Below are 12912 nucleotides of genomic sequence, written 5' to 3' on the forward strand. Positions count from 1 at the left end.
TCGTGCTGATTTTTGCGGTAACTTGTTGGGTATTTAGGCAAGGCAGAGGTTTTGATAGGTAGTCACTCTACCTGATAAGCCGATAACGCAGAATAAATGACCAACAAGTGCCGCCCGAAGGGTTCAGCTAAAATCGTTTTATGCTTTGTTAATGAATATTTGCTTAGAATAACTAGGCTACAAACTCATTGCCGCGCCTAAAACGATTTTATCTCGAACAAAACTTAACCACGGAAGAACAACAGACCCTTGCACATCGGGCGTCGTCTTAATCATTGAATCTTATCTAAAACACCGGATAACACTGTGGTTGTTTGGTATATGGAGATCACGTAGGATATGAAAAGCCCTTCAAACTGCATCATGGACTCTGTTAGGTCAACTACAGTGAAGATTCGATGAAAAAACTATTCAAATTTATTGGTTTGATATTTAAAGGCATTTGGAAACTTATTACCTTTATTCGTCTTGCATTAACAAATCTTATTTTTATTCTCAGCCTTGTGGTTGTTTATTTCCTATTCACCAGTACTGGCAGTGAACTTCCAGAAGTAAAACAACAATCAGCACTGGTACTCAACCTCTCTGGACCGATTGTTGAGCAGAGAACCTATAACAACCCAATGGACTCTCTAACGGGATCGCTATTTGGCCAAGACTTACCTAAAGAGAATGTCTTGTTTGATATCGTAGACACCATTCGACACGCTCAAGAAGATGATCAAATTCAAGGACTGGTTCTGTCACTTCGTAGCCTGCCAGAAACGAACTTGACTAAGTTAAGATACATCGCCAAAGCGCTCAATGAGTTCAAAGCGTCTGGAAAGCCGATTTACGCTGTGGGTGAAATCTACAATCAGAGCCAATATTACCTCGCCAGTTACGCCAATAAGATATTCCTTTCACCAGATGGCGCGGTGCTGTTAAAAGGCTATAGTGCCTATTCTTTATACTACAAAACACTACTAGAGAAACTCGATGTAAACACCCATGTGTTTAGAGTGGGTAGTTATAAGTCAGCGATAGAACCTTTCATTCGTGAAGATATGTCTGAAGAGGCCAAAGAGTCTGCTGCTCGTTGGTTAACACAACATTGGGGTGCTTACGTCGATGACGTAGCGACGAATCGCCAAATGGATGCTAAGACGCTCAATCCTTCTATGGATGAATTCCTTGCCCAACTCAAAGCGGTTGACGGCAATTTAGCTGAGCTTTCACTTAAGTTAGGCTTGGTTGATGAACTTGCCACCAGACAACAGGTTCGAAGTGGACTAGCAGAAGTCTTTGGTAGTGATGGTAAAGATAGCTACCAAGCGATGGGCTATTACGAATACCGTACGACTATGTCTCCTAAAATGAGCATTGAAACTGACGACATCGCTGTTGTCGTTGCAAGTGGTGCCATTATGGACGGTAAGCAATCGCGCAATAACGTTGGTGGTGACACCACGGCAAGCCTTCTTCGCCAAGCACGTAACGATGATAACGTTAAAGCGGTCGTGTTACGTGTCGACAGCCCGGGTGGCAGTGCGTTTGCTTCTGAAGTAATTCGTAATGAAATTGACGCTCTAAGAGAAGCCAACAAACCAGTAGTCGTCTCTATGTCGAGCCTTGCCGCATCAGGCGGTTACTGGATCTCAATGAGTGCGGACAAAATTATTGCCCAACCAACAACGTTAACGGGTTCTATTGGTATATTCAGTGTGATTACCACCTTCGAAAAAGGACTCAATAAACTCGGTGTTTATAGTGATGGTATCGGAACCTCACCATTCTCAGGGGTTGGTATCACAACGGGCATGTCACAAGGCGCAAAAGATGCATTCCAAATGGGTGTTGAACATGGCTATAACCGTTTTGTTGGGCTCGTCAGTGAAAACCGTGATATTTCTCTAGAAGCACTTGAACGTATTGCTGAGGGTCGAGTTTGGACAGGGCGAGATGCGATGGAGCATGGTCTTGTCGATAAAATGGGTGACTTTGATGATGCTATCTCTCTTGCCGCTGAACTTGCCGAGATTGAGAGTTACAACATCTATTGGGTAGAAGAGCCGCTTTCTCCAGCTCAGAAGTTCTTCCAAGAGATGATGAATCAAGTCTATGTGCAGTTCAATATCGATGTATCTAGCTGGTTACCAGCATCTTGGATTCCGTCAACATGGCAGCCAATGATGAATCAAGTAGCCGCCGATATCTCTTTACTCGATAGCTTTAACGATCCTAAGGGGCAATACGCCTTCTGTTTAAACTGTCAGGTACAGTAATTAGAAAGCAGTAATAGAAAGAGTGCTGTTATCGTAAAATACGGTAACCATAAATAATTAAGGCCAGCTGTCATTCTAGAGCTGGCCTTATTCTTATCTACACTGTTTAGTGAGCAACTCTAATTCAAAAGAAAGTTTTCTAGCTCTTGATGATCCTTAATGACCACCACTCCATCTCGCTTAATAAGCAGATCCATGTCGATTAACTGCTTCAACACGCGACGATAAACTCGTTCCGAACAGCCAAATCGCGTCGCTTCTTTATTGATCTGTGAAAAGTTAACGGGCTCTGTTAACCCCTGCTCTCGCAGTTTAATATCCCACGCAATATTATAAATGAGCGGGTGGAGAAAACGTTTCATCGTCAGGCTCATCCCTTCTTGATATCGACAAGCTAGGGAATGGCTTAACCACCATGAAATCTGAGGGCTCTCCCTCAAAATGGTTTCAAATACAGTAATGGGGAGAATAAACACCTCAACAGACTCATTTGCCACCACGGTAAATTGGCACGGCTTTTGGCTCAAAAATTCAACTTCACCAAATAAATGCTGAGAAACGAAATGACGGCCTAGACTGTACGCCCTTCCATTTTCAGCCACGCACTCGAGGCCAAACTCACCAAGCTCTATCCAATACAAACGTTCAACCACTTGCCCTTGTGTTAGCAACACATCGCCCTGCTCAAGATGAAGCGACGTCAATGGCCTCTTATCCAGTTCAGCTAAAAATGCACTTAGCCCTTGTGCCGCTAATGTATTTATACCGTTCATATTTCCTCAAACTTTGAGTTCGCGCGATGCATAGCGGACAAATGTCCTATTGGTACTGAAATCGATAAATTAATCTAGCATTTTATGATGTAAAAAGGACCAACCTATGACCCCACATAATAATGCAGCCATTGGTGATTTTTCGGAAACCGTCCTTATGCCTGGCGATCCGTTACGAGCAAAATTCATTGCTGAAAACTACCTTGATAACGTACGCCTAGTCACCGATGTACGTAATGTTCTAGGCTACACAGGTGAGTATCAAAGCTCCCCAATTTCAATCATGGCACACGGAATGGGAACCCCCTCAATTTCCATCTACCTTCACGAGCTGATCACTGTGTATGGAGTAAAAAAAGCCATACGTGTGGGAAGTTGTGGAGGCGTTGCGGATCACTTAGATCTAAAAGATATCATTGTGGTCACAGGCGCAGGAACCGCCAACGCAATGAACCGAGCCAAATTCGCTGGTTACGATTACCCCGCGACACCGGACTTTGAACTTCTAAGGCAGTGTTGGACGAGCGCTGAACAATTAGAGATCAAGCCAACCTTTGGCAACATCTTCACCAACGACTTCTTCTACGATGATCCAGAAGCCTTACTCCCCGCTCTGCAGCGCTTTAATATTCTTGCCATGGACATGGAAACGTCTGCCCTTTTCACCATCGCCGCGGAAAAACGCATTCAAGCGCTGAGTATTCTTACCGTCTCCGATCACGTAGTGAAAGGCGGGGAAATGTCGCCAGAAGAGAGACAAGCAAGCTTTGATCAAATGATTCGATTGGCGCTTGATACGGCTATTAACTCGAAATAGCCGCTTCTTTTTGAAAAGGTACAGTGGGAAGAGTCAAACATCTATATTTCACTCGATGAATCTAATGAAGCTGAAAAATAGCGGAATTTTCAGCATTCAAAAAATCCATTAATAACTTCGATTTTGATTCAGCTCTCTTCCTACTAATAGACGATGAACAGAAAATAGAACTTTAACTTACAAAATATACATCAAGCATAGAATTTAATACTGACAACGGTCTATAATCGCCGCCTGTTCCCAATTCATCATATGGTTTTCAACATGACGAGAAAACACATCTATATCGCCTATACAGGCGGTACCATCGGTATGCAAAAATCTGATCACGGCTTTATACCTGTGGCAGGTTTTATGGAAAAACAGTTAGCAGGTATGCCTGAGTTTCATCGACCAGAGATGCCTGAATATACTATCCATGAGTATGATCCGCTAATTGACTCGTCAGATATGACCCCAATGGATTGGCAGCAAATTGCTGACGACATTCGAACAAACTATGATAAATACGACGGATTTGTGATTCTTCATGGTACAGACACCATGGCGTATACCGCATCTGCTCTGTCATTTATGCTAGAAAACCTTGGGAAGCCAGTGATTGTGACAGGGTCTCAGATCCCATTAGCTCAACTGCGTTCTGACGGCCAAGCGAACCTACTTAATGCACTGCACATTGCCGCCAATTACCCTATCAATGAAGTGACCTTATTCTTCAATAACCAATTGATGCGTGGTAACCGCAGTACGAAATCTCATGCAGACGGGTTTAGCGCATTTACTTCGCCTAACCTACCCGCACTACTTGAAGCGGGGATTAGCATTAAGGTAAGCAATGGTGTGGTTGTTGACCAAAAACCTGAAGGTGAGTTTAAAGTTCATAATATTACGCCACAGCCTATCGGGGTAATCACGATGTACCCTGGCATTTCCCATGAAGTAATCCGAAATACCTTACTTCAGCCTGTGAATGCCATGATCTTACTAACCTTTGGTGTAGGTAATGCTCCACAAAACCCAGAACTCCTAGCACACCTTAAAGAGGCTTCAGAGCGCGGTGTTATTGTCGTAAACCTCACTCAATGCCTCGCAGGTAAAGTCAATATGGGCGGCTATGCCACGGGCTGCGCATTGCAAGACGCTGGCGTAATTAGCGGTTTTGATATGACTCCAGAAGCGGCGCTCGCAAAACTTCACTACTTGTTAAGCCAAGGGCTAACGTATGAAGAGGTGAAAGAACAGATGCAACAAGTATTGCATGGTGAGATGAGTTTATAAGGTTAAACGCGATTCAATACATCCCGCTTTAAGCGCACTGTATCAAACGCAAACCGCCTTAAAATTAAAAAAGCTATCCTAGTCACTGACTAAGATAGCTTTTTTGTTATTCAGTTCCGACAACTGTTATCCAGTTTAGTTGGTCTTTAATCCCTGCTCTTTGTTAGGGTTAACCCGTAAAATGTCACTTTCACTCTTATTAAACTGCTTTTTTAGTTCAGACTTTGACTTGAAGCTGATCTCTCCGCCTGCTGCGACTGTCATATGTGGCGCGTCTACATTATGCTTAGATTGATAAAGCATTACTGCTTGCATACAAGAGTCTCGTTGAGATTGAGTAAGCCGACCGCCTTCTGGCCACTTTCCAGTTTCAACAGCATAGTTTAATCGCTGATAAACTTCAGGAGTAATCGCTTCAATTAAATTTTCAGCATCCATGTTCTATCCTTACGTTATAAAACAGTAATAAAATATAACGCTCGTCTATTGAGTCAAGTTTAGGTAGAAGAATAAGAGTAACCGATCACAAGCGACCGTATGAAATTTTCTAAAATCACAATAATGACCTTAACCTCACTCTCTTTAGCTGGGTGCTTTGAGTTCAACCAAAATACCGACCAGCTCTGTGAAGGGACGCCCGAGCTTCGTTGTGAATTACTTAATATGAATGACGGACAGTGTCGTCTACCACGTACCGACCTCATATGGCACCGTTATGAAGTTTTTAAAGACCCATCAGACGCCAATGTCATACAGGAGTACGAATATGCTCGTCTGTATCGACGCTGTCTTGAACTCGCAGCACAAATTCAACCTATCGATCAGTCGAATCTCAAACAGAGACGATTTAATGCCTTAATGCACTCAGGGGAAGAATTAGAGCGCATCGTTTCTCAGCTACAAAAATCCCGCTCAGCAGAAACGCTCTACTTCTTATGGAGTCAAATTGGCGATGACCAAGCTCGCAGAGAGTTTCTTCAGATGGAAGGTTCTCCACAATTAGAAACCGCTGACATGCAGTATGCCTTAGCGACCTTTTATACCAATCGCAACCATGTTAAAACGGTAGAGCTGCTTTATAAAGCATTAGAACTAACCCCTGCAGGATCGGTAAATACCGAGATATTGAAAACCTTAGCGAGCACTCAATATCGGTTGGACAACAGAGAAGAAGCTTACATTTGGGCGATGGTTGCAAAAGAATACGATATCGCTATCGCGTCTGATCAAGAAATACAACTACTGTATGGTTTCACACAAGATAAATATAGACGGCTCAATAACATCGCGGATTCCGTCGAAGATGCCATCGACTCAGGTCAATTCAATAAACGTACGATCCCGGCAGATCTGAAATAAACGAACCACCTGTATGATCATGTAACAATGAAACAAAAAGCGGTGACTATTCACCGCTTTTATTACTTTTGTTGAAAATTAACGACACTGAATTTACGCAATAACGGTCACCTGTAGAAGCTGGCCCATCTTCAAATACATGGCCTAAATGGCTGTCACACTGGCTACATCGTATCTCTACTCGCTTCATTCCGTGACTTAGATCCTCAATATAGCGAATAGCGGCTTCATCAACTGGGGCATCAAAGCTTGGCCAACCACATCCAGAATCGTATTTATTCTCTGAGTTAAATAATGCTATTTGACAGCAGGTGCAATGGTAATCACCGGTATCTTTGTTATGCAGTAGAGCGCCGCTAAATGGAGCCTCTGTACCACTTTGTCTGCAAACCCTATATTCCGCATCAGAGAGCTGCTCACGCCAGTTCTCATCGGACTTGTTAACAAATTCACCGTTATCGTTATTCATAAATAAATCTCTCTTACTCTCATATTTTAAACAATCTTTTTATCCTAAAGACTTGCGAAACCAAGCTTTTGTAGCACATACTTTCTAGCCGTAACAAGGGAGTTACGAAAAATTTGATCGCTTTAGTATTTTAAAGCATTTTTCGATAGCTGACTTACAGACAATCCAGAATTAAGTACAAAAAATCATCATTTGCGACAAAATGTGAAAAAAAGCGACAGTTTTTTTTGACATTAAACAAGTAAAGCCTGATTATCAGTTGCAGATGCAAACTGGATTTTGTAATTTTACTACCAGTTATCTTTATTCAGAAATTAAGTTGTGGAGCAACTATAATGACTATCAAAGTAGGTATTAATGGTTTTGGCCGTATCGGTCGTTTTGTATTCCGTGCAGCGCAAGAGCGCAATGACATCGAAGTTGTTGGTATCAACGACCTTATCGATGTTGAGTACATGGCTTACATGCTAAAGTACGATTCAACTCACGGCCGTTTCAACGGTACTGTTGAAGTTGAAGGCGGAAACCTAATCGTTAACGGTAAAACAGTTCGTGTAACTGCTGAGCGTAACCCAGAAGATCTAAAATGGGATGCTATCGCAGTAGACGTAGTTGCTGAAGCAACTGGTCTTTTCCTAACTGACGAGACTGCACGTAAGCACATCACTGCTGGTGCTAAGAAAGTTGTTCTTACTGGTCCTTCAAAAGACAAAACTCCTATGATCGTTATGGGCGTTAACCAAGACACTTACGCTGGTGAAGATGTTGTTTCTAACGCTTCTTGTACTACTAACTGTCTAGCACCTGTTGCTAAAGTTCTTAACGACAAGTTCGGTATCGAATCTGGTCTTATGACTACAGTTCACGCTACTACAGCAACTCAAAAAACTGTAGATGGTCCTTCTGCTAAAGACTGGCGCGGTGGCCGTGGTGCTTCTCAAAACATCATCCCATCTTCAACTGGTGCTGCTAAAGCTGTAGGCGTTGTTCTTCCTGAACTAAACGGCCTTCTAACTGGTATGGCTTTCCGTGTACCAACTGCTAACGTATCTGTAGTTGACCTAACTGTTAACCTTAAGACGGCTGCATCTTACGAAGCAATCTGTGCTGCTATGAAAGAAGCATCTGAAGGCGAGCTTAAAGGTGTTCTAGGTTACACTGAAGACCAAGTAGTATCACAAGATTTCATCGGTGAAGTTCAAACTTCAGTATTCGATGCTAAAGCTGGTGTTGCTCTAACTGACAAATTCGTTAAAGTTGTATCTTGGTACGACAACGAAATCGGTTACTCAAACAAAGTTCTTGACCTAATTGCACACATCTCTAAGTAATTTAGATTTGTAATCAATTAGCGATACTTGTGTTTGACACATAATCGTGAAAAAGGCGACTCTTGAGTCGCCTTTTTGTTATCCAAATTTTGCCTAGTGACTCTAATACCTAAATAACGAATATCCAGTTCACTGCTTATGTACTGCTCTATTACTCTCAACGTGAGTACTGAACTGTAATTTCAACATCCGAGGTCATATCAATGGACTTATTATCCCTACCCGCATTAACCGTACTTTCAGACAACGTAACAATCGTAGAAAAAGATGGCGTTAAGATTGTGCGTGTCATTCATGAAAAAGCAACCGCAGGTATCGCCCTACATGGTGGTCATGTTGTTTCTTTTAAGCCACAAGGCCAAGAAGAGCTTATCTGGATGAGTGACAAAGCGGCCTTTGATGGCAAAGCGGCGCTTCGTGGTGGAATTCCTATTTGCTGGCCTTGGTTTGGTCGTATCGCAGCGCCTGCTCATGGTTTTGCACGTTCAAGCGAGTGGGAATTAGTTGAACATCGTGAAAATGACAACGGTGTTATTATCAGCTTGGGCCTAGCACCAAACGAAAACACATTGTCTATCTGGCCACACCAATTTGAAGCTCGTTTGAATGTTGAAATAACCGACACACTGAAAGTCACTCTTGATGTCACCAATACTGACGATCACGCTTGGACATTCTCTGGTGCACTGCATACTTACCTAAATCTAGGCGATGTTCGAGAGTCTTCAACTGTGGGAATGGGCAGCGAGTACATCGATAGCCTGCAAGCGAATAAAGTTTGCGAAGGTGGTTCTGAGTTAGTTTTAACCGATACTATTGATCGCGTTTACACCAAGCCTGAAGCTTTGATTCAAGTAAACGACCTAAAACTTCAGCGCTCTATTACCGTTGAAAACCAAGGCCACAATTCTGCAGTTCTATGGAACCCTTGGGCAGAAGGCGCAACCGCTATGGGTGATATGTCTGATGATGGCTACTTGGGCTTCTTATGTGTCGAATCTACGATTAACGCCGAAACAATCGAAGATGGAAAAACACTTCAACCGAGTGAAAGCCACCAACTCGTGACGACTATTTCAGCTAAATAACAAGATCGATATCAATTCGAGTTTCATTTCGATTGATACTCTAAAGAGCAGCCATCGCTGCTCTTTTTATTTACACCTAGACCCGATACACTTACCGCCTTCGCTACTCTTTAGAGGTCTTTATGGCTTACCAATGCCCACTTTGCCACCAGGCTCTTGTGCTTTCACAACGCACGTTTAAATGTGATAACAACCATCAATTTGATTTAGCAAAAGAAGGCTACGTGAACTTGATGCCAGCGCACCATAAACGTTCTAAAGATCCTGGTGATAACAAAGAGATGATGCAAGCACGTCGAGCCTTTTTACAGACGGGTTACTATGACCAAATGCGTCAAGCCGTTGCGACGCTTTGCAAAATGAATATCGAATCAGAGCAAGCTCAATTACTAGATATCGGATGTGGTGAAGGCTATTACACGGACCAAGTTGCCTCCACCTTAAAAGCATCTTTACCCCAAGCTCAAGTTTACGGGCTAGATATCTCTAAGGTCGCTATTCGTTACGCTGCAAAGCAATACCCACAGTGTGAATTCAGTGTAGCTTCTAGCCACCGCCTACCTTTCGCTGATCATAGCTTAGATGCCATCCTGCGCATCTACGCACCTTGCAAAGCGGATGAACTGGCTCGTACCCTAAAGAGTGATGGTAAAGTCATTACAGTGACACCGGCTGCAAGACACCTATATCAATTACGAGAAAAAATATACTCTGACGTACATCTACATAGTGAGGATCCAGAAGAATTAGATGGATTTGAATTAGTGCATCAAGAAAAACTAAATTACACAATGAACCTAGCCAAAGGCGATGCATTACAGCTGCTACAAATGACACCATTCGCATGGAAAGCCAGCGACGAACTAAAAAAAGAACTCGCGAACGTCGAGCAATTCGATTGTGAATCCGATTTTATGCTTCGTGTTTACAAGAAACGCTAGAAGCCCCTAACGCTCGTCACTTAAAGCAGTGTCTTACCTAGCACTGCTTCCTATATTTTGACCCTGCTCTCAATTCTCTACTGCAGCATTACTACCCCTAAAAATAGGCTCAGTTTTTGCTTAATCATTAGATATACAAATTATGGATAATTTTATACAAGTTTTTCATAATTCGGTCGATACAGTTACCGAAGGCGTATAAAGGAGATATCTATGACACCAGTAGGAATGGGGCCAGCTTCGCTGTCTCAAGCCCAACAGGTTAAGCCTCAAGGAAACCAAGCAGCAGTAGATAAGGGCCCAGCCCCTCTTAAAGTTGAACAGAATAAAGTGACCTTGTCAGACGAAGGCAAAGCATTGCTTGCTGCCCTAAAAGATCTAGAGAAAGAAGGAATTGAAACGGATAAATCAACAACATCTAAGGTTGAGTCCTTCGCCCATGGCGCATTAGGAATGGACCACCCTGACAAAATTAAAGAAGAAAGCGACGGTTCTTACTCCGCGGGGCAATACCTTTCCGCAGCGGCAACTATTGGTGGCATTCTATTAATGCTAGCTTAATTCTAAGCTTGTCTACATAGGCTTACTTCACGCATAGCCTAACAAATCAATTTGTCGTCAAGACAAAGGATTCGATTTGTCCTGTAAAACACCTTCACTCCATAATTACCCCCTATTTTTATGGAGTTACACTCGTGAAAAACGCTTTTGAGTTAATTGATAAACCTACCTTTTTTGGTGCTATTGCACTTCTACTCACGATAGTCTTTCCACTCATCATGTTCCCAGCAGAGGGTGCCGATTGGATTGCCATCGCCAAAACATTCATGACCGACAAGCTTGGATTCCTCTACCTAGCTCTTGGCTTAGCGGCCTGCGCCTTTATGGTTTACGTTGTCTTTAGCGATATGGGGCAGATAAAGCTGGGGGAAGCAGATGAGAAACCCGAATTTACCACGGCATCATGGGCCGCTATGTTATTTTGCGGCGGTATCGGTGCTAGCATTTTGTACTGGGGCTGTATCGAATGGGCTTACTACTACCAATCCCCACCCTTCCAACTAGAAGCAGGAAGTGAAGAAGCGGTGCGCTGGGCGGCCACCTATGGTTTATTCCACTGGGGTCCTATCGCTTGGTCTATCTATCTAATTCCGGCGATTCCGATCGCTTATTTTTTCTATGTCCGTAAGCAGCCTGTATTAAAAATTTCTAGCGCTTTAATGCCAGTACTCGGTGAGCATAGAAGCCGTGGTATTGCCGGAAAAACCGTAGATATTCTTTTTATCTTTGGCTTATTAGGCGGGGCGGCAACCACTTTAGGCTTGGCTGCTCCTCTTATTACCGAAGGACTTAACCATCTATTTGGTTTACCAAAAAACAACCTTACTCAGATTTCCGTGTTGTTCGTCTGCACAGCGATCTTCGCTTACTCGTCGTATGCTGGCCTTGAAAAAGGCATTAAGATTTTAAGCAATATCAACTTCTGGGGTGCTATGGGGTTACTCGCCTTTGTTCTCATCGCGGGTCCAACGATCTTTATGCTAGAAACAGGGCTGGACTCCATTGGACGACTTTTGTCTAACTTCTTTGTTATGGCTACCTGGGCCGAACCATTTGGCGGCTATGGCACGTTTGAAAATACGCACTTTCCACAAGATTGGACGATCTTTTACTGGGCATGGTGGTTAGTTTTCGCACCAAGCATGGGGCTATTTGTCGCTCGAATCTCTAGAGGCAGAACCATTAAACAAATGGTGTCGGGCTCAATCTTCTTTGGATCGCTTGGCTGCTTCCTATTCTTTATGATCTTAGGTAACTATGGCTTGTCATTGCAGCTTTCCGGTCAACTAGATATCGTCGCGATTTTAAATGATGAAGGCGCGACCAAAGCAATATTTTCGATGCTCGACCAGCTACCAATGAGCACACTCGTTATTGCTGTGTTTACGTTGCTGTGTATCATCTTCACCGCAACAACGTTCGATTCCATCTCTTATATTTTGGCGTCTGTGGTTCAAAATAATGTCACGGAAGAACCTATGCGTTGGAACCGAATGTTTTGGGCATTCACGCTGTCATTTCTTCCTGCAATCCTATTGTTTTTGGGCGGATTAGACACCCTACAGACAGCCGCGATTGTGGGGGGATTACCATTGCTGGTTATCTCAGTTATGTTAATGGTATCAGCAGTGCGAGCAACAACCTTAGACTTGCGTCATCAAGACGACTACATCGAGCCAACTATTAATATCGAAGACTTGCCTGAGATGGACCCTTGGTCGACTGAAGGCATCGCTTTAGCTCGATTTGAGAAGGAAAAAGATGCCGCTCAAGAGGCTGCAGTACTCGAACGTGAAGCCTACAACGCACTGATGGAAGTCAGAAAACAGGTACGCGCTTACGTTCTTGAACAAGGTTCGGAGAGTGAGACTCATCAACTGCCTGAAGAGCTTCAACAAGCCCTTGAATCGGCAGAAAGTAGCTTAAAAGCTGCGCAAGAGAGAAAAATTGAGTTATCTGAGCTTGCTCAGAAAGCTCGTATCGCGTTCGATCTGGTTGTTGCTAACCCAACAACGGCCTGAACTAGCCATG

12 protein-coding genes are annotated in these 12912 nt (G+C 43.3%); 9 read left to right on the forward strand and 3 right to left on the reverse strand.

The features are described from left to right. Window positions 1-398 precede the first annotated feature (398 nt). A complete protein-coding gene (gene sppA, locus KP803_RS01985) occupies window positions 399-2264 on the forward strand; it encodes a signal peptide peptidase SppA (protein ID WP_248007151.1) in 1866 nt (621 codons plus the stop codon). A 119-nt stretch (window positions 2265-2383) separates the two neighbouring features. Here the strand turns inward: sppA and KP803_RS01990 are convergent, their stop codons facing one another. Beyond that, window positions 2384-3037 (reverse strand): Crp/Fnr family transcriptional regulator, encoded by a 654-nt coding sequence (locus tag KP803_RS01990; RefSeq protein ID WP_248007152.1) that lies wholly within the window; start codon window positions 3035-3037, stop codon window positions 2384-2386. 106 nt (window positions 3038-3143) lie between these two features. Between KP803_RS01990 and deoD the strand changes: the two genes are divergently transcribed. Then, entirely contained in the window at window positions 3144-3854 is a 711-nt protein-coding gene (deoD, locus tag KP803_RS01995) for a purine-nucleoside phosphorylase (protein ID WP_248007153.1), read from the forward strand. 264 nt (window positions 3855-4118) lie between these two features. Further along, a complete protein-coding gene (ansA, locus tag KP803_RS02000; protein ID WP_248007154.1) occupies window positions 4119-5132 on the forward strand; it encodes an asparaginase in 1014 nt (337 codons plus the stop codon). Between the two features lie 135 nt (window positions 5133-5267). Here the strand turns inward: ansA and KP803_RS02005 are convergent, their stop codons facing one another. Further along, entirely contained in the window at window positions 5268-5570 is a 303-nt protein-coding gene (locus tag KP803_RS02005; RefSeq protein WP_248007155.1) for a YeaC family protein, read from the reverse strand. A 99-nt stretch (window positions 5571-5669) separates the two neighbouring features. Here KP803_RS02005 and KP803_RS02010 point away from each other — a divergent pair, with 99 nt between their 5' ends. Next, window positions 5670-6491 (forward strand): DUF2989 domain-containing protein, encoded by an 822-nt coding sequence (locus tag KP803_RS02010; protein ID WP_248007156.1) that lies wholly within the window; start codon window positions 5670-5672, stop codon window positions 6489-6491. Between the two features lie 46 nt (window positions 6492-6537). Here KP803_RS02010 and msrB read toward each other — a convergent pair whose 3' ends face one another. Then, the gene (gene msrB, locus KP803_RS02015) at window positions 6538-6960 is read right to left on the reverse strand and encodes a peptide-methionine (R)-S-oxide reductase MsrB (protein WP_248007157.1); all 423 of its coding nucleotides are present in this window, start codon (window positions 6958-6960) and stop codon (window positions 6538-6540) included. Window positions 6961-7295: 335 nt separating this feature from the next. Here msrB and gap point away from each other — a divergent pair, with 335 nt between their 5' ends. The 5 genes from gap (at window position 7296) to KP803_RS02040 (ending at window position 12902) form a co-directional block, all read left to right on the forward strand. After that, complete coding sequence (gap, locus tag KP803_RS02020) at window positions 7296-8291, forward strand: type I glyceraldehyde-3-phosphate dehydrogenase (RefSeq protein ID WP_248007158.1); 996 nt, start codon at window positions 7296-7298, stop codon at window positions 8289-8291. A gap of 203 nt (window positions 8292-8494) precedes the next feature. Further along, complete coding sequence (locus tag KP803_RS02025) at window positions 8495-9379, forward strand: D-hexose-6-phosphate mutarotase (protein ID WP_248007159.1); 885 nt, start codon at window positions 8495-8497, stop codon at window positions 9377-9379. A gap of 122 nt (window positions 9380-9501) precedes the next feature. Beyond that, window positions 9502-10320: a 23S rRNA (guanine(745)-N(1))-methyltransferase gene (gene rlmA / locus KP803_RS02030; RefSeq protein WP_248007160.1), complete on the forward strand. Its 819-nt coding sequence runs from the start codon at window positions 9502-9504 to the stop codon at window positions 10318-10320. A 213-nt stretch (window positions 10321-10533) separates the two neighbouring features. Next, complete coding sequence (locus KP803_RS02035) at window positions 10534-10881, forward strand: hypothetical protein (RefSeq protein WP_248007161.1); 348 nt, start codon at window positions 10534-10536, stop codon at window positions 10879-10881. A 134-nt stretch (window positions 10882-11015) separates the two neighbouring features. Continuing rightward, entirely contained in the window at window positions 11016-12902 is a 1887-nt protein-coding gene (locus KP803_RS02040) for a BCCT family transporter (protein WP_248007162.1), read from the forward strand. The last annotated feature ends 10 nt before the right edge of the window (window positions 12903-12912 follow it).

The organism is Vibrio amylolyticus (assembly GCF_023145695.1).
Classification (GTDB): domain Bacteria; phylum Pseudomonadota; class Gammaproteobacteria; order Enterobacterales; family Vibrionaceae; genus Vibrio; species Vibrio amylolyticus.

What these genes read in the sequence shown, in the direction of transcription:
- sppA (WP_248007151.1), top strand. Translation starts at nt 399, where the DNA reads ATGAAAAAACTATTCAAATTTATTGGTTTGATATTTAAAGGCATTTGG.
- KP803_RS01990 (WP_248007152.1), bottom strand. Translation starts at nt 3,037, where the DNA reads ATGAACGGTATAAATACATTAGCGGCACAAGGGCTAAGTGCATTTTTA.
- deoD (WP_248007153.1), top strand. Translation starts at nt 3,144, where the DNA reads ATGACCCCACATAATAATGCAGCCATTGGTGATTTTTCGGAAACCGTC.
- ansA (WP_248007154.1), top strand. Translation starts at nt 4,119, where the DNA reads ATGACGAGAAAACACATCTATATCGCCTATACAGGCGGTACCATCGGT.
- KP803_RS02005 (WP_248007155.1), bottom strand. Translation starts at nt 5,570, where the DNA reads ATGGATGCTGAAAATTTAATTGAAGCGATTACTCCTGAAGTTTATCAG.
- KP803_RS02010 (WP_248007156.1), top strand. Translation starts at nt 5,670, where the DNA reads ATGAAATTTTCTAAAATCACAATAATGACCTTAACCTCACTCTCTTTA.
- msrB (WP_248007157.1), bottom strand. Translation starts at nt 6,960, where the DNA reads ATGAATAACGATAACGGTGAATTTGTTAACAAGTCCGATGAGAACTGG.
- gap (WP_248007158.1), top strand. Translation starts at nt 7,296, where the DNA reads ATGACTATCAAAGTAGGTATTAATGGTTTTGGCCGTATCGGTCGTTTT.
- KP803_RS02025 (WP_248007159.1), top strand. Translation starts at nt 8,495, where the DNA reads ATGGACTTATTATCCCTACCCGCATTAACCGTACTTTCAGACAACGTA.
- rlmA (WP_248007160.1), top strand. Translation starts at nt 9,502, where the DNA reads ATGGCTTACCAATGCCCACTTTGCCACCAGGCTCTTGTGCTTTCACAA.
- KP803_RS02035 (WP_248007161.1), top strand. Translation starts at nt 10,534, where the DNA reads ATGACACCAGTAGGAATGGGGCCAGCTTCGCTGTCTCAAGCCCAACAG.